Source organism: Roseivivax sp. CAU 1753 (genome assembly GCF_054482575.1).
Genome location: NZ_JBTLRF010000008.1, coordinates 37,200 through 53,848, shown reverse-complemented (window position 1 = coordinate 53,848; position 16,649 = coordinate 37,200). Strand labels below are relative to the sequence as shown.

Genomic DNA, 16,649 nt, shown 5'->3' with positions numbered 1-16,649 from the left:
GAGACAGAAAGAAAAAACCGGATCCGCCTCTGAGTGAACTGCTGGTTCGCCGTCAATCGGCGCATAGCCCCCCGCGCCCCTGTCCATCCGAGACGGTCGCGCAATTCAGGCCTAAGGCGACAGACGTTGAGGCTAAACAAAAGATTCTACGACACAATCCCGATTTTTCAGAATTGCTTCAATGTCTTCAATCCCGCCCCGGTATCGGTCATGTCACAGGAAGAGCCATCCGGGCCTATTTGGCGATCAGATCGCGGCCACAGCTGCGGCCAACAAGTTGCGGACCCGTCCGGCGACGGCCTTCAGTTCGCTATTGTCGATCGCCGTCATCGAGGCGACGGGGTCAATGGCCGAGACCTCCACCCCGTCGTCGGTTTCGCGCAGAATGACGTTGCATGGCAGCATTGCGCCCACCCGCGGCTCGATGCCGATTGCCTGATGCGCCATCTTCGGATTACAGGCACCGAGGATGTGGTAGCCAGACATGTCTACATCCAACTTCTTCTTCATGGTCGCCTTGACGTCGATCTCGGTCAGAACACCGAAACCGGCATCGGCCAGCGCCTTGCGGGTGCGTTCGTCAATTTCGGCCATGCTGGCGGCGGGAAAGCTGCGATTTATGGTATAGTTCATGATTTGCCCTCCAGGTCATTTGCGCAGGTATTTGATCAAGCCGGCGATCGCCAACCCAGTCAAAACCAGTATCAGGATCATCCAGAGCCAGCCGAATCCCATGCCAAAGCCTATTCCAAATCCGTTCATCATCGTCGCATCTCCTTATGGTGTCCCGGACAGAGCCCTTGCGGACCCGGCCCGGGAATTGACATCGTCAGTTGTTGTCCGTCATGTCGTTGTCGTCGCCATCCATCATCGGCATGCGCTGTTGGCTGCCGGCTTCGCGGCGATCCATCATGCGCTGCATCCGATCGGCGGGCGCGGCGATCTCCTCGGCGGTGACTTGCCCGTCGCCGTCAGCGTCGAGCGCCTGAAAGCGGTCGACTGTCATTTCGCGGATATGCGCCGCGTGCAGGGTCTCGAATTCGTCGAGCGAGAGCGTGCCGTTGCCATCGGCATCATAGGTCTTCAGCGCGTCAACCATTCCGGTGCGAAGTTCTTCGGGCGTCACCGTGCCGTCCTTGTTGGCGTCAAAGATGGTCTGCAGGTGATCCCCTCCCCCCATCATCGGTCCGGCAATACCCATCATGCCGGATCCCATTATGCCAGCCTGGCCGCGGGGCATCATCTGCATCATGCGCATCATCTGACCCATGTCACCGCCCATCATTGAGCCGGGATGCATTTGCCCCATGCTGCCGGCCCGGTCGCCTTGGCGACCTTCACGATTGCCATGATTGCCATCGGCCAGAACCGGGATTGCGCTGCCGATCACGGCGACGGCTGCGGTTGCGATTACAAGACGTTTCATTGTTTGATCCTCCAAGGAATTCATTTCGATGATCAGGATTTGGGAGCCACCTGTCGCAGAAGTTTGTCAGCCGGGCATGAAAAGTGTCGCAAACTGTGTCAGACCGGGTAATTGCCGGAGTTTCCGAAGTTTTTTGGGGCATTCCGACTTAGATATCAGCTAGAAATGAAGTTAGGAGAGCCCCGGACGGATTATGGCAGAGAGCCCGCACATCCTCGTCGTCGACGATCACCGCGACATCCGTGACGCGCTTGCCCGATATCTCGAAAAGAACGGGATGCGGGCGACGGTGGCTGCGGACGCGCAAGCGATGGATGCAGCCATGAAGGTCGGGCGGTTTGATCTGATCGTGCTGGACGTGATGATGCCGGGCGAGGACGGATTGTCAGTCTGTCGCAGGCTCCGGGCCGAAGGCGATGTCCCGATCCTGATGCTAACCGCTCTGGGAGAAGAAACCGACCGCATCGTCGGGCTGGAAATGGGCGCCGACGACTATCTGGCCAAGCCGTTCAGCCCTCGCGAGCTTTTGGCACGGGTAAAAGCGATCCTGCGCCGCAGCCACGCTGCTGTGAAAGAGGGCGGTGCGCTGGCTGGTCACAAGCTCGTATTCGACCGTTGGGTACTGGACACGGACCGGCGGGTTCTGATTGCCGACGACGGCGCGGAGGTCGCTCTGACAACGGCAGAATTCCGACTACTAACCGTGTTTCTGGAACGCCCGCGTCATGTTCTGAGCCGAGCGCAGCTCCTGGATCTGACCAGCGGACGACAGGCGCAGGTCTTTGATCGAGCCATCGACAACCAAATCAGCCGGTTGCGGCGCAAGATAGAGCGCGACCCTTCGCATCCGGAACTGATCGCCACAGTCTGGGGCGGTGGCTATTCGCTGTCGGCCGACGTGAGGGAAGCGTCATGATCCGGCGGCTCTGGCCCCAGTCGGTCGGCGCGCAGCTGCTGGTCATGTTGCTGCTGGCGCTCGGCATCAGCCAAGGCCTTAGCCTCCTGGTCTTCAGCGACGAGCGTGACCGTGCGGTTCGGGCTGCTTTGGGATACGAGGCCGCCGGTCGGGCGGCGAATGTTGCGCAGTTGCTAGATCAAGCGCCGGAAGGGTTGCGCTCGCAGATCGTCCTGGCGGCGAATTCGCCCTTGGTCCGGTTCTGGATCGACGATAGTCCGGCCGTCGATCATGACAGTCACGATGCCCAGGGCATAGCAGATCGGTTGCGCCGCACCTTGGGCGATCCGCCCCGCGAAGTTCTGGTGGAAATCCACGACAGAACAGACGCGGTGCCGGGCGTCGAAGATGTTCCGCATTCGATGCGCCAGATGCATGCCGCGATGCTGGCCGAGCGGACCGGCCCGCTGGAATTGGCGATGTCTATCCAGCTTGCCTCGGGTGACTGGCTCAATGTCCGGTCGATGTTTCACCGTCCTGTTGCGCAATGGCTGGTTTCAGATATCGCGGCACTGGCCATCGCCGCCATTCTGGTCACGTTCGTCGCCGTGGTGACGGCCGTCCGCATCGTGCGCCCGATGCGGAAACTTGCCAATGCGTCCGATCGGGCCGGAAAGGGCGAGCAGCTGGCCGCCCTGCCGGAATCCGGTCCACGGGAACTCCGTGATACCGTGCGTGCTTTCAACCGGATGCAAGCTCGGATCAGGAGGTTCGTTTCCGGCAGAACGCGCATGCTGGCAGCCTTGGGGCATGACCTGCGCTCGCCTCTGACGGCGATGCGCCTGCGCCTTGAACTGATCGATGAGAGTGAGGATCGGGACCGCCTTGAGGCTTTGGTCGATGAAATGCAGACGATGGTCGAGGCGACGCTCGCATTTGCCCGGGGCGAGGCTGAAACCGAAGAGACGGTCGCTGTGGACCTGCGCGACCTTCTGCAAAAGCTTGTCGCAGAGACCAAAGGGGTACGAATTGACGGACTTGGCGAAGCAGCGGCGGTTGTCGCGCGCGTACGTCCTGTGGCCTTGAAACGCGCGTTGAGAAATCTCATCGACAACGCGGTCCGCTATGGCGAGAACGCGGAAGTCGGCCTTTTGCGTGACCGAGATGCCGCTATCATTTCCATCTCGGACAATGGCCCGGGCTTGCCCGAAGATCAGCTCGAAGCGGTATTCGAGCCATTCCGGAGGCTCGAGACATCTCGCAGCCGGGATACCGGCGGGACCGGGCTTGGCCTGGCCATTGCCCGTACGGTCATCCGCGCGCACGGAGGCGAGGTTACCCTGCAAAATCGGAAGGCCGGCGGCCTCAAGGCGACGGTGGAGCTACCGCTCTAGCGTTTTGGCGCAATGCGGTTGTAGTCGCCGAAGATACCACAAGACGACAAGGGGGATGATGACCCACTGAGCAAGCGGTGCCAGTCCGGTTCCCAGAACCGGCAGACGCAGCATGTCCGGACCGTAGGTCCAACGGCCCAGTACCTCTGTGTTGAGGTATTCAAGCGCGATGGTCGCGATGAGACCGACGGCAAGAAACACAACAACGCCGCGCCCAAGTGCGGATTTGTTCCACGCCGGTCCGGCCAGGGCGCGCGCGGCAAAAAAGGCGGCGATCATGATAAGAACATCGCCAAGCGTCGCCCACGCGCATTCCACAATACCGGCGAAATGGCTTGCGCCGTCGAGGCTGGAGAACAGAGGCGCTTGCAGTATCTCCCAAGTGAAATGCAAAATCCCCGACAGGACCACGAGATCGAGCACGATCCAGACCGCGGATGCATTGTCGTCCACCTTCATCACATTCCTCGTCGCCGGTCCGTCACCGGCGCTTGAGTGCGACACGGACCCTGCAGCCGTCAAGCGATAGCGCCTCAACCGATGCTGACTAGGGTATCGGATTTGAATTCGTAAGATGGCAAATCGAGATTGCGCGGTGCCGGTCCTTTGCGGATGCGCCCGGCTGTGTCGTAGTGAGAGCCGTGACACGGGCAAAACCAGCCGCCCCAGTCTCCGAGCGGATCAGCACCGCGCTGCCCTAGCGGGATGCAGCCAAGATGTGTGCAGACCCCGATCACCACCAGCCATTCCGGCCTGACCGCACGATCGGCATCGTGGGCCTGATCCGGCAGCGTCGCCGTATCGTCGGCACGCGCCTTGGCAATCCGCTCTTCAGTCCGGTGATCGATGAAGACCGGTTTGCCGTTCCACTTGACCGTAATCCGCGTACCCGGCGCGACACCGTCCAAGTCTACCTCGACGACGGACAATGCTATCACGTCTGCACTTGGGTTCATGCTGTTAATCAACGGCCAGACGGCAGCGCCAGTTGCCACAGTCCCTGCGCTTGCAGTTGCGAAATAGATAAAATCACGTCGTGATTTTGCGTCATGTGGATTTGCGATTTCCGACATTTGCAGTCCTCCGTCTCAGGGGCCACCGATAGCAGGTGGCCCATTGGTCAAGATGCGGTTAGCCGTGGTCGTCCTCCTCGCCCTCCTCGTGGTGATCATCTTCACCTTCATGGTGCATCATCTCCTCGATCTCATGCGGGATATCCGCCTTGGAGAAATTCCGTTGCTCCGCTGCGTCGTGCACGAAAGCGATGATGTCGGCCAGTTCCTGGCCGCTCAGGTCTATCTGACCGCCCAGTTCGTCTTCCTGCAACGCGACCATGGCCCCCGCGCCGCGCCACATCCTGGCCGCGAATTCGAAGGGATTCATGACCTCGTCCATGGTATCGGCGTCCAGCATCGGAGCGTCTTCGCCACCGACGCCGTTGACGGAATGGCAAACGACGCAGCCCTTCTCTGCGAAAAGCACCCGCCCACGTTCGGCGTCCATGTTCGGCATCAACAATCCCGGCGACATCATTTTGTCGTTCATTGCATGTGTACCGCCATCAGATGCGTGGCTCTGAGTCGCGGCCATTGCTGCCGTTAATACGATTGCTTTCATCAGGTGTTTCATTGATCTACTCCTTTTGTTTCAGAAAGCGGCCCGAGTTGGCCGCCCGTAGATAAGCCAGCCGTAAAGCAAGCCGCCGAAAATCGCTGGGACAACGCCGGACGCCACGAACAAAAGGCTGTTCTCGGCTCCGCCGAAATATTCGAAGCGCGCGTCAACCCGGCTGCAGAGCCAGGCGCAATAGGCACCCACGAGCGCGACGGTCAACGCGGCGACCCAAAACGCCGTTGCAGTGCCGCGCCTCGGTTCCGCAACCATCAGAGTGAATGCACCCATGACGGCGCCCATCGCCAAGCCGCATGTGAGGGTCCAAACCGTTTTTCCAAGCCAGCTTCCCATTGGAAACAGCCACATGCCCCAGACTACGAGATAGATGATCTCGGCCGCGGTCGTCATCAGGATCGCCAAACCCAAAACATAAGCCACGCGACGGTTCACAGTCCGGTTGATCTTGCCCGGCGGTTCAATAGTCCTCGCCATATCCTCCTCCTTCAGCGGTTTTCACGCCTGCCAAATGGTTCACTTCATCATGATGTTGCTTCCTCTGGCCCAGACCATGTCGACCCGCCTGACCGCGCCAACACATATCGCAGACGCTATCGCCATGACTCAGCGTGTGCGGGCGTTCGTAATGCCCACGTTTCCCGTCGCCTGCGATCAGATCTGCCCCCGGCCAGTCATAGCGGCACCAGCTTTGCCTGAATGCTTCCAGATCATTTCTGTCATCGCGGTCGATCAGCTTCCGTATGAAGGTCTGGGGCGGGCAGTGCGTAAAATGGGTTGTAATACCGGCGTCATCGGATCGCGCGAGGACGGCGTAGCCAGGTGCGCCCGGGGCATGAAACGGGAACCACAACAAAGCCCGAATCGTCCGTCGCAATCGAGTGGCCGGATCACGGCTCGATAGCCGGAACGGCAAGGAACTAAGCCGTAACATCCGCGAATAAACGATCCACCCGGCATCTGCGACGGCAGAGCGCGCATGGTCTGGCTGGAATCCGGCATCAAGCAGAACGCGGTGTGCCGCCGCCGTGAATACCGAAAGCTCGACCATCAGACGATTGCCGAAGCTCGGCAATTCGGCAAGCGATGCATGAATACGGAGCTGCTGTGCCATCGGCTCGATCGCATAAAAGAGCCGATCGATCTGGCCCGCCAAAAGGCGTTGCGGACCATTGGATCCTGCGATTTCGCGCGAGGAAAGCACTGCAAAGAATGCGGGGCGCAAGAAGACAAGGATGCAGGTCCGCACCAAACGCCATCTAATTCTTCTCTCTGGCCTGGTTGCCCGAAAGATCCGGATCAACCGCTGACTTGCCAGCACCGACAGCAGCAGCGCGGCAAGAACAATTACCAACAACGGGACCCAAATTGGTGCTTTCGCGACGACAACCAATACTGCGCCCAATCCCAATGCAGCCGCGACTGCGAGGAATATTGAATTTGCGCGTTCTGTTGGCATGTTTCCCTCTCCTTACATCTCCGGAGCCTGTTCCCGGGTCCAAGAGCCCAGAAACAACCTTTCGTAGGCGAAGACCGCCAGAATGCCTGCCGCGGCGTAGATCACGATCATCGGGTCGGATTGCCATTTCAGTGTCCCGAACGCGGCCAACACGACCGCGTCAAGCGCAAGCGCCGTCATCAGAACCCATCCGCGTGCACCGACCTCATGACGCAGGCTGCGCCAGACGCCCCAATGAACCGCCATGTCCATCACCAAGTAGAAGAATGCGCCCAGTGAAGCGATGCGCGACAGGTCGAACAAAACGGCAAGCGCGCCCGCAATCACGACCGTGTAGACAAGCATGTGCGAGCGGATAGAGCCCGACATCCCAAAATGGCTGTGCGGGATCATTTTCATGTCGGTCAGCATCGTCAGCATCCGCGACACGGCAAAGACACTAGCAATCAAACCTGATGCTGTGGCGACCATCGCCAAAGCGACGGTCAGATAGAAACCGGTGCGACCCAGAACCGGCTCTGCGGCTTCGGCCAAGGCGTAGTCACGCGCGTTCGCGATTTGAAACGGCGAAAGGCTTGATCCGACCGCCAGGGCAACGAGCAGGTAAGTTACGGCGCATATCGCGATCGAGATCATGATGGTCCGTCCGACATTGCGGTGTGGATCAGTGATTTCGCCGCCTGAGTTCGTGATCGTGGTGAATCCCTTGAAAGCCAGGATCGACAGCGCGACCGATCCGACAAATCCGAGCGGTGCAAAGCCTTCGCCCGATATTGCCGGACCCGGGTTCAGACCGCCCCCGGCCCAAAGTGCGGCAATCGCGAACACCAGGATGCCAACGATCTTTAGCGCCGACATCAGGATCGACAGAAACCCCACCGACCGGTTGCCCGACGCATTCACCAGATAGGCGAATAGGATGAGACCCACAGCGATGATCGGCACCAACGGTCCGCCCTCAATGTCGAAGGGTCGCAGCGCATATGTGGCAAAGGTGCGCGCCACCAGGCTTTCGTTGATGACCATCGACAACGCCATCAGGAGTGACGCAGCCGCTGCGACTGCCCCGGGACCATATGCCTTAGTCAGGATCATCGCGATTCCGCCAGAGGACGGCCAGCGGTTCGACATGGCGATGTAGGAATAGGCACTGAACGCGGTCACCACTGCCCCTGCGATGAACGAGAGAGGAAACCATGGTCCCGCAAGTCCGGCGATCTGGCCAGTCAGCGCAAAGATGCCTGCACCGATCATAACGCCCGTTCCCATGGCCACGGCGCTGGTCAGGCTTATCGATCCTGCGCCTGCCGCCGAGTGGTTTTTGTGAGCGTGACTAGTCATTGCTTGGCACCGCAGGATCCTTGCGAACTGCATCTGACCCTTTCTCGCGCGCGTTGGCGTCGCCACGTTCCTACCGTTGCAGCGCTCTGGATGAGGATTACAGTCAACACCAATCCCACAAACGGCAATTGCGCCCAGTTCGGAGCTGGAATCGCACGGTGGAAATCGAGAAAATGGACGAATAGAAAGTAGCCGGTGTGAATAATAACCAGCCACCACAGCACGTAGGCACCTTGCTGTAAAAACTTCCATACGCTGGCACCCAGCACACGCTGGCTCAGGTCGTTCGAGGTGCCTGCCAGCACGAAACCGTATAGCAACGCCACAACGCCCAACGCGTTGGCAAGTGCAAACCCATGGCGGACCATGACGTATTGTTGCAACTCCGGGTGGAACTCGAACCCGAACAGGCGCCAAATATCCAGTTCCACCCACCCGATTAGGATGATCACTGTGTGGATAAAGGCGGCGACTACGGACCAAATCCCGAGCTCGCGCCTATAGAGAAGGAGTCTGCGGACCCATTTCCAGTTGGTCAATCGCAATACGGGTCCAATTGCCATTGCCATGGAAAGGAGGATTAGTGAGACGTCGCCGACGGCCCGGTTATAGCGGTGCATCTCTGACCATTCCGAGCGCGACAACAAAAGCGCGTAACCCAGGAGAATTGCCAGCGCGAGAACGATTACATGCCTGGAGAGGGTCGGTTGCGAAGTCACCATTCAGTACCTCCGGAAGTTGCTTTTATGCTGGTCTGGAATGCGTCCGTCGGAGACAGGCCGTCGAGCGGGCGGATCGCGTGATCGAGTCGGCGCGCTTCGTTGTAACCACTTGCCGCATCCCGCGTCGGCGTCATGCCGTAGGCCGCGCGATAACGGTCGGCGAAATTGCCCTGTTGCCAGACCGGGTCGGGCGGTAATGTGCCGGGCCGTACGATTGGGACCCCCGGCGGAAGCATCGCGTGTTGCACCGGTTCGTCGCCGAAGATCACGACGACATCGGGACGCTGCGAGGGATTTCCGGAAAGCCCGGTCAACCCGGCACTGGACCCATGGGGAAGGGGCAGAATCTGCACGTCCACGCCCCCGAGATGACCATCCGAAGTCTCGTTGGCATGGCCGTCGCGTTCATCAGCCGCCAGCAGAAATCCGTTCACCACTTCGGTCAGGCGGGGCACAGCGTCCGATCCGGTGACGAGCAAACCCGCCGTGAACTCGTGCGCTGCGGCCGAGGAGGCGAGCCCTGCGAAAATGGCTCCTGAGAGAAAGCATTTGAAACTCATATCGGCGTTCTCCTGAATGGCAGCGAATTCACAATTCCTTGTCCTGCCGAGTTGCAGTTGGATTGCGGTTTGAGTCGAGTACCGGGTTCTGGATGCTCGTCGTTTGGAAACGAGTGGCACGGTGATTTTTGCGCGGGAAGAAAGCGGGTACTTGCGCCGCATACGAGGCCCATGTGTCGCGGAAACGCGAGGCGCTGTCAGCTTCCTCACTCCGGGCGAGGCGCACATACATCCAGACGAGCACCGGGAACATCGCGAGTGTGAGCAACGTCGGCCACTGCACGAGGAACCCGGCCATGATGAGAACGAAGCCGGCATATTGCGGATGCCGGATCCAGGCGTAGGGTCCCGTCATCGCCAGGCGTCCCTGCCGCTGCGCTGCCCAGAGATGGTGCCAGGCCAGCGAGATCAGCCAGAAGCCAGCACCGATCAGGGCGAAGCTGAGAAAATGGAACGGCCCGAAATGCGGATTTGACCGCCAACCCAGGATCATTTCCGGCAGGTGCCCGCTATCATGGGCGAACCAGTCGATCCCTGGCCAATTTGACTGCAACCACCCGGAAAGAAAAAAGATTGTCAGTGGGAAGCCATACATTTCAGCGAAGAGTGCAACGATAAAGGCACTGAAGGCGCCGAAGCTACGCCAATCGCGCGATGTCTGCGGCTTGAAGAAGCTGAAGGCGAAGACAATGAAGACAGCCGAATTGATAAAGACCAACAGCCACAATCCATAGGAAGTTTCGGGATCGGTCATGATTTTTTGCCTCCGGATCCGTGCCCACCATGGCCTCCATGCATGAAAAAATGCATTCCGACGCAAATCAGAAGTGGCAGCCAGAGGATCCAGTTACTGGCGAATATGTGCACGCGGTGTTCGTAACCCAAAAGCAGCCCCGCCAGAACCAGCGCGACGATCAAATAGATCCCGGCGCGCGATTTCCAGAATGACGGTGTCTGCGTGGCTTGGGGGTTTGCAGTCTGGGTTTCTTGATCTGTCTTGTGTTGCATTGTCATAGGTATTCCTTTCAAATTTTTGCGCGGCGCGGTCGCAGCGATTTCAGCACCACCGAAATCGACGAGGCGCTCATCGCTAAGGCGGTGAACTTCGGGCTGATTAGGTTTCCGAAGACCGGGAACAGGAGCCCCCTCAGGAAGACGGCCACCGGTTCGACATGGCGATGTAGGTATGCACCGAACGCCGTGACAATTGCGCCTGCAATGAACGACAGCGGAAACCGCGGCTTTGCAAGCCCGGCGATCTGGCCCGTCAGCGCGAAAATCCCCGCGCCGGTCATCACGCCAGTTCCCATGGCCACGGCGCTGGTTAGATTTATCTTGTCGCGATCAGAAGTGATATCGTGCGTATGAGTCATGACCCAAACTCCTGTTCGCGCCTGCTAAATGCCTGGGCAGTTGGATCGGCAGCTGGTACCGCCCCGGCAGACAGAACAGTCCCCCGACACGCCTGGCGAATGGCGTTGACGACTGCCTCCAAACCCACCCAATCCGCGATCGTCGTGATGCGCTGCATCGGTTCATCGCTCGATCGTCGTGCGACCGCGGCGATCACCGCGGCTGTGGCGCGGCTCTGCTCACCTGTGGCGAGACGCAAAAACCCGGTAGTCTGGCCCGCCGCATCGGTCCCCCGCGCGACGATCCGGGTTGTCGCACTGCCGAATGTGGGACCGGCTAGCGCGAGCTTGGTCAACATGTGCGCGTTTTGGGCCAGCATCCCGCCAAACCCCAGTCTCAACCCGAAAAGGAGTAGCTGCGTAACCCAAGACGGTGACAGCGCCAGATAGGTTTCGACAGTTTCGACTTGTGGCGACAGCTCCTCGGCCAGAATTTCCCGTTCAACGAAGGGAAAGTTCAGGGCAAGTCGTTTCGGTTGTCTGGCGTCGAAGGACACCTTCCAGATCTTCTGGCCAGTCTTGAACGATTGCGACGACGTCGATTTGCCGTTTGTCTCAAGGCTCTTGAAGAACCACTGGGTTGCCGCGGGACCGGCATGCTCGCCCAAACCCAGCTCACCCGCAATTCTCAAGTGCCTGGTGCCAGGTTGATCCTGAACGACCCGATGCGCCATAAGGTTGGTCAGACCCGGCGCCATGCCAACGCAGCCTATGAATTGCCCTGACCCCTCCGTGTCGCTTGCCGCACCGCGCAGTGACTTCACATAGCCGATCGCGGCCGAGGTTTCGATGAAGATGGCGCCGCGTTTGATCGCTGCGGCAACGACGCGCGGGCTTGTCGCCTCGGTCAGATTGACGATGCGGTCGCCGGACCTGAACGCCGGCAGTGTCAGTGGCCGCGAAAGGTCCATTTGAACATGCTCTCGTGCGCGGCCCGCGGTGGCTGGATGACGGGAGATTGTGATGATCTCACCCGCATCCGGCGTTAAAAGTCCGATCAGCTCGGTGGCAACTTTGCCGGTTCCGCCTAAAATCCACACACGCCCCATCATATCTTGGCACTTCTCAGCCGTAGCGAATTCAGCACCACCGAAATTGACGATGCACTCATGGCGAAGGCGGCGAACATCGGGCTGATGAGAATGCCAAAGAAGGGAAACAATACACCGGCGGCCACTGGCACGCCCGAAGCGTTGTAGATCAGCGCAAAGAACAGGTTCTGGCGGATGTTACGCATAGTGGCGCGGGCCAGACGCCGGGCGCGAACGATCCCGTCGAGGTTGCCCTTGACCAGCGTGATCCCGGCGCTTTCGATAGCCACGTCGGCCCCGGTGCCCATGGCGATGCCCACATCAGCCTGGGCCAGCGCCGGAGCATCGTTGACGCCATCACCGGCCATTGCAACCTTGGCGCCATTGGCCTGAAGTTCCTTGATGATCGTCACCTTGTCCTCAGGCAGAACGTCGGCGCGGATTTCGTCGATGCCCAGGCGTGCGGCGACCGCTTTGGCAGTCCGCTCGTTGTCCCCAGTGGCCATGATGATGCGGAACCCCAACTCGTGCAGGGCCTTCAGTGCGGCAGGCGTGGTTTCCTTGACCGGGTCAGAGACAGAGACCAGCCCGGCCAGCGCATTTTCCACCACGACGAACATCACCGTCTCGCCTTCGTCCCGGCGCGCGTTGGCCACCTCGGTTAGCGGGCCGGGGCGCAATCCCAGATCCTCGATCAATTTGCGATTGCCTAACGCCACCGACTTGCCGTCGACGGTGCCCTTGACACCCTTTCCGGTCACCGCCTCGAAGTCGCTTGCCTTGCCCATGGCTACGCCGCGTTCCTCAGCGCCCTCGACGATGGCTTCAGCCAGTGGGTGCTCGGAGCCTTTTTCGAGCGTCGCTGCAAGACCTAGGACTTCGGCCTCGTCATGCCCTTCTTCGGGCAATACCGCTACCAGCCGAGGCTGACCCATGGTCAGGGTACCGGTCTTGTCAACGATCAGCGTGTCGATCTTTTCAAACCGCTCCAGTGCCTCGGCGTTTTTAATCAGCACACCCGCTTGTGCACCGCGTCCGGTGGCCGTCATGATCGACATCGGTGTAGCAAGGCCAAGCGCACAGGGGCAGGCGATGATCAGAACCGCGACGGCCGCGATCAGTGCGTAGCTGAGCGCAGGGGCCGGCCCCCACATCGCCCATCCGATGAAGGCCAATACCGCAATGGCGATCACTGCCGGAACAAAATATCCGGCGACCTGATCGGCGTATTTCTGGATCGGCGCGCGCGAACGCTGGGCGTTCGACACCATCTCGACGATCTGCGCCAGCATGGTGTCGGCGCCAACACGAGTGGCCTCGATCACCAGCGAACCCGTACCGTTGATCGTAGCGCCGGTCACGGCATCGCCCGCGACCTTTTCCACCGGGATCGGTTCGCCGGAGATCATGCTTTCGTCGATCGACGATCGGCCCTCGGTCACGACGCCGTCCACCGGCACCTTGTCGCCGGGCCGCACCCGCAGGCGATCTCCGACCTGGACATCTTCAAGCAGGATTTCATCTTCGCTGCCGTCCTCACGGAGAATTCGCGCGGTCTTGGCCGCCATGTCCAGAAGCGCCCGGATCGCTTTGCCGGTGCCTTCACGCGCGCGCAGCTCCATCACCTGACCCAGCAAGACCAGCGTGACAATCACCGCCGCCGCTTCGAAATAGACACCGACGTGACCCTCGGCGTCGCGGAACCCGTCGGGGAAGATGTCAGGCTTCAGAACGGCTACGACACTGAACAACCAAGCGGCCAGAACTCCCATGGAAATCAGCGAGAACATGTTCAGGTTTCGGGTCCGGAACGATTTCCAGCCGCGCACCATGAAGGGCCAGCCGCACCACCAGACCACCGGGGTTCCAAGCACCAGTTCGATCCAAAGCGTGGCGCGTTCGCCAAAGATCTCGCGCACGCCCGGAAAACCGACAAAGGGCCCCATGGTGAAGACCAGAAGCGGAATGGTCAGAACCGTGCCGACCCAGAAGCGGCGCGTGAAATCCACCAGTTCGGGGTTGGGGCCTTCCTCTGCCATGGCCGCGCTTTCCAGCTCCAGCCCCATGCCGCAGATGGGGCAGGATCCGGGATGCGTCTGGCGCACCTGCGCATGCATCGGGCAGGTGTAGACAGCACCTTCATATCCGGCTGGCACCACATCGTATTCACCATCAACGCTCTCGTCATGGCCATGATGCTCGTGGGTATGGTGATCGTGATGCGCGTGCGCTTCAGCTTCCGCCGCCGCCACCAGATGCATCCCGCATTTCGGGCATTCACCCGGCCCATCCTGACGCACTTCAGAGTGCATTGGGCAAACATAGAACGTGTCTTCGGTCTCGGCATTGGTGTGATGATCGTGATTTTTCATTTTTGTGCTTCCATTGGTGTTTCGGAAATCCGGCTTTTGTCTCGCGCGGCCCGCGCGGCCGATTGCACGGCCGGAGCCAGCAAAGGGGCCAGCCCGATGGCGTTGCTGGCATGCGGTATGCTGTCGGTCGTAATGACCCGCTCTGCACCTGCGGCAAGGATATCATGGTAGGCGTTGCCAGCAAAAACGGCGTGTATGATGATGCAGACCGGCGGCTTGGTTCCGGCGGCGTGAAGGAGTTCAATGGCCCGCGTCATCGTCCGCCCGGCCGACGCGATATCATCAAGGACAACGGGCGTGCCCTGCATCAAAGCCGTGCTTTCCGGCACACTGATTTCGACCGTCCGGTCGCCCGAGCGGACCTTGGTCAGCACTTCATACGGCTTATCGGCCAAAGCGGCGACGTCGGCCACCCATTGCTGGCTTTCGCTGTCGGGGCCCAGGATCACTGCATCAGGCACGTTCGCCGCGATCCACTCCGCAATCAGCGGGGCTGAGGCGACCCTGAGTGCCGGGAAATGGAATACCTCCTCCAGCGCAGAAATGCGGTGCAGATGCGGATCGACCGTAACGAGCCAGTCAAAGGATTGTTCAAAAAATCGGGCAAAAATCGGCGCGCTGATCGCCTGACCGGGTGCAAATCGCCGGTCCTGCCGCATGTAGCTCAGATAAGGCGCAATCAGGCCGACGCTGGCCGCCCCCAATTCGCGGGCGGTTTCGGCGGCAAAGCGCAGCGGCAGGGCCAGCCGGTCAGGATCGCGCAGGCTGGCCACGACACTGACCGCCCTCCCGTCGACGCCCTGCGGAAGAGTGACCAGCGTTTCGCCATCGGGAAACTGGTGGAGTACGACCGGATGCGTCTCGCCATCCATCAGATCGGCGATGCGGTGCGACTGGGGCTCCATGCCGGGAAATGCCAGAAAAAGTGGGGTCATCGGGGATCCTCGATTCCAAACGGGTTCTCACCGCTGTCGGCATAGTCCCTAGACCATGCCAGTTCGCCCGGGGTTTCGGCGTGGATTTCATAAAGCGGCTGGTTCCGCTCGACCGCATCCCCGACACGTGCCAGCAGCACAACGCCGGACGTCTTGCGCCCCGGTGCGCCGGCCAGTTTGGCAATCTTGGCGATGCGGCGGTTATCGATAGCTGCGATCACACCTGCGCGGGCGGCGGCAACCACTTGCCGCTGCGGCGCTTGACCGGGTTCGGTGAACCCACCCTGTGCGGCGCAAATCGCCATGAAGGTCGCCTCGGCCGCACCGCTGTCCAATATCTCTTTTGCCCGTTGTCGTCCGTCGTCTCCAGCAAGATCAAGCAGGGCGCCGGCAACATCCAACGCCCTTTCGCGCAGGTCAGCAGGCGCGTCCGGCGCGCGCCGAAGAACTGCCAAAACGTCATGTGCCTCCAGCGCCGGTCCAATGCCCCGGCCCACCGGGGTCGACCCGTCGCTGAGATGAATGGCGATCTCTTGACCCAAAGCGTCAGCCACGACCCGTAACCGGTCTGTGAGCATCTGCGCGGCGTCAACCGAGCGCACCTTGGCGGTCGGTCCCACGGGCATGTCGATCAGCACGTGGTTGGACCCGGCAGCCGCCTTTTTGGACAGGATACTGGCCACCATCTGCCCCTCGCTGTCAAAGTCGAGCGGGCGCTCGATACGGATCAGCATGTCGTCGGCCGGGCTGAGATCCAGCCCACCGCCCCAGACGATGCAGCCGCCCTCGGTTTCGACCACGCGGCGCAAGGCAGCGATGTCCAGCGCGACCGGTGCCATAACTTCCATCGTGTCAGCGGTTCCGGCGGGTGAAGTGATGGCGCGGCTGGATGTCTTGGGGATCAGGTGCCCGGCTGCGGCCACGATCGCCACCACGATCGGCGTTGTCCGATTGCCCGGTAGGCCGCCGACGCAATGCTTGTCCAGCACAGGCCCCGCGCCCCAGTCCATCCGCTTTCCGGCATCGCGCATCGCCACTGTCAGCGCGATGGTTTCAGCCTCGTCCATTCTGTCACCCGCGCAGGCCGTCACGAATGCAGCGAGATCTAGGTCGGACAGTCGGCGGTCCATCGTATCGGCGATGATGGCACGACAGGCGTCGCCGTCCAGCCGACCACCATAAACCTTGGTGCGGATAGCCGAGGCCGATGCAGGAGGTTCGGGGTGCGAAAACCGGCCTATTGCCCCTGTCTCTGGCCCCAGAGCATCCCAGGCCGCGTTGCTGAGAGCGGCGATATGCGGCGGCAGCCAATCGCCGCCTGTGACGACGTTGAGCGTTGCGATGATCCGTTTGCCCGCTACCTCCACCTCGATGCGGGTATGGGTGGCAAAACCCTCCGAGCGGCACAGGTGGCAGTCCTCTCGCATGTAGACCACCGGCTGGCGGTAAGTATCGATCCCGGCGGGCATCAGG

Annotated in this window: 18 protein-coding genes and 1 pseudogene; 2 read left to right on the top strand and 17 right to left on the bottom strand. The window is 60.5% G+C overall.

Features of this window, described 5'->3' with window-relative positions; translation table 11 throughout:
• Positions 1 to 246: 246 nt before the first annotated feature.
• Both ACXYMN_RS15690 and ACXYMN_RS15685 read right to left on the bottom strand, forming a co-directional pair.
• Positions 247 to 633: a DUF302 domain-containing protein gene (locus ACXYMN_RS15690; protein WP_459014660.1), complete on the bottom strand. Its 387-nt coding sequence runs from the start codon at positions 631 to 633 to the stop codon at positions 247 to 249.
• Positions 634 to 829: 196 nt separating this feature from the next.
• Positions 830 to 1,450: an EF-hand domain-containing protein gene (locus ACXYMN_RS15685; protein ID WP_459014659.1), complete on the bottom strand. Its 621-nt coding sequence runs from the start codon at positions 1,448 to 1,450 to the stop codon at positions 830 to 832.
• A 169-nt stretch (positions 1,451 to 1,619) separates the two neighbouring features.
• On the opposite strand from ACXYMN_RS15685, the gene ACXYMN_RS15680 reads away from it, so the two are divergent.
• Together ACXYMN_RS15680 and ACXYMN_RS15675 are read left to right on the top strand one after the other, a co-directional pair.
• Positions 1,620 to 2,342, top strand: a complete 723-nt coding sequence (locus ACXYMN_RS15680) for a response regulator (protein ID WP_271421761.1) — start codon at positions 1,620 to 1,622, stop codon at positions 2,340 to 2,342.
• Positions 2,339 to 3,715 carry an ATP-binding protein gene (locus ACXYMN_RS15675; protein ID WP_459014658.1) on the top strand — a complete coding sequence of 459 codons (1,377 nt, stop codon included), beginning with the start codon at positions 2,339 to 2,341 and terminating at the stop codon, positions 3,713 to 3,715. Before ACXYMN_RS15680 ends, ACXYMN_RS15675 begins: the two co-directional genes overlap by 4 nt.
• Here ACXYMN_RS15675 and ACXYMN_RS15670 read toward each other — a convergent pair.
• From ACXYMN_RS15670 to ACXYMN_RS15600, 15 genes and pseudogenes are all read right to left on the bottom strand, one after another.
• Positions 3,704 to 4,174, bottom strand: a complete 471-nt coding sequence (locus ACXYMN_RS15670) for a hypothetical protein (RefSeq protein WP_271421763.1) — start codon at positions 4,172 to 4,174, stop codon at positions 3,704 to 3,706. The genes ACXYMN_RS15675 and ACXYMN_RS15670 overlap by 12 nt on opposite strands.
• Positions 4,175 to 4,248: 74 nt before the next feature.
• Positions 4,249 to 4,788 (bottom strand): ubiquinol-cytochrome c reductase iron-sulfur subunit, encoded by a 540-nt coding sequence (petA, locus tag ACXYMN_RS15665; RefSeq protein WP_271421764.1) that lies wholly within the window; start codon positions 4,786 to 4,788, stop codon positions 4,249 to 4,251.
• 58 nt (positions 4,789 to 4,846) lie between these two features.
• Entirely contained in the window at positions 4,847 to 5,344 is a 498-nt protein-coding gene (locus ACXYMN_RS15660) for a c-type cytochrome (RefSeq protein ID WP_271421765.1), read from the bottom strand.
• Between the two features lie 18 nt (positions 5,345 to 5,362).
• Complete coding sequence (locus ACXYMN_RS15655; protein ID WP_271421766.1) at positions 5,363 to 5,821, bottom strand: hypothetical protein; 459 nt, start codon at positions 5,819 to 5,821, stop codon at positions 5,363 to 5,365.
• The gene (locus ACXYMN_RS15650) at positions 5,805 to 6,803 is read right to left on the bottom strand and encodes a hypothetical protein (protein ID WP_271421767.1); all 999 of its coding nucleotides are present in this window, start codon (positions 6,801 to 6,803) and stop codon (positions 5,805 to 5,807) included. The genes ACXYMN_RS15655 and ACXYMN_RS15650 overlap by 17 nt, the downstream gene beginning before the upstream one ends.
• Positions 6,804 to 6,815: 12 nt before the next feature.
• Positions 6,816 to 8,144, bottom strand: a complete 1,329-nt coding sequence (locus ACXYMN_RS15645; protein WP_459014696.1) for an APC family permease — start codon at positions 8,142 to 8,144, stop codon at positions 6,816 to 6,818.
• Positions 8,141 to 8,866 (bottom strand): ferric reductase-like transmembrane domain-containing protein, encoded by a 726-nt coding sequence (locus tag ACXYMN_RS15640; protein WP_459014657.1) that lies wholly within the window; start codon positions 8,864 to 8,866, stop codon positions 8,141 to 8,143. Before ACXYMN_RS15640 ends, ACXYMN_RS15645 begins: the two co-directional genes overlap by 4 nt.
• Positions 8,860 to 9,426, bottom strand: coding sequence for a hypothetical protein (locus tag ACXYMN_RS15635; RefSeq protein ID WP_459014656.1), 567 nt, complete (start codon positions 9,424 to 9,426; stop codon positions 8,860 to 8,862). The genes ACXYMN_RS15640 and ACXYMN_RS15635 overlap by 7 nt, the downstream gene beginning before the upstream one ends.
• 28 nt (positions 9,427 to 9,454) lie before the next feature.
• A complete protein-coding gene (locus ACXYMN_RS15630; RefSeq protein WP_459014655.1) occupies positions 9,455 to 10,180 on the bottom strand; it encodes a methyltransferase family protein in 726 nt (241 codons plus the stop codon).
• A complete protein-coding gene (locus tag ACXYMN_RS15625; RefSeq protein WP_459014654.1) occupies positions 10,177 to 10,440 on the bottom strand; it encodes a DUF2933 domain-containing protein in 264 nt (87 codons plus the stop codon). The genes ACXYMN_RS15630 and ACXYMN_RS15625 overlap by 4 nt, the downstream gene beginning before the upstream one ends.
• A gap of 136 nt (positions 10,441 to 10,576) precedes the next feature.
• Positions 10,577 to 10,799 (bottom strand): annotated as a pseudogene (locus tag ACXYMN_RS15620) (amino acid permease); the annotation flags it as partial.
• Positions 10,796 to 11,890 carry a Rossmann-fold NAD(P)-binding domain-containing protein gene (locus tag ACXYMN_RS15615; RefSeq protein WP_459014653.1) on the bottom strand — a complete coding sequence of 365 codons (1,095 nt, stop codon included), beginning with the start codon at positions 11,888 to 11,890 and terminating at the stop codon, positions 10,796 to 10,798. The pseudogene ACXYMN_RS15620 and the gene ACXYMN_RS15615, both read right to left, overlap by 4 nt.
• Complete coding sequence (locus ACXYMN_RS15610) at positions 11,887 to 14,241, bottom strand: copper-transporting P-type ATPase (RefSeq protein ID WP_459014652.1); 2,355 nt, start codon at positions 14,239 to 14,241, stop codon at positions 11,887 to 11,889. Before ACXYMN_RS15610 ends, ACXYMN_RS15615 begins: the two co-directional genes overlap by 4 nt.
• The gene (locus tag ACXYMN_RS15605; protein ID WP_459014651.1) at positions 14,238 to 15,176 is read right to left on the bottom strand and encodes a ribose-phosphate diphosphokinase; all 939 of its coding nucleotides are present in this window, start codon (positions 15,174 to 15,176) and stop codon (positions 14,238 to 14,240) included. Before ACXYMN_RS15605 ends, ACXYMN_RS15610 begins: the two co-directional genes overlap by 4 nt.
• Positions 15,173 to 16,645: a thymidine phosphorylase family protein gene (locus ACXYMN_RS15600; RefSeq protein WP_459014695.1), complete on the bottom strand. Its 1,473-nt coding sequence runs from the start codon at positions 16,643 to 16,645 to the stop codon at positions 15,173 to 15,175. Before ACXYMN_RS15600 ends, ACXYMN_RS15605 begins: the two co-directional genes overlap by 4 nt.
• Between the last annotated feature and the right edge of the window lie 4 nt (positions 16,646 to 16,649).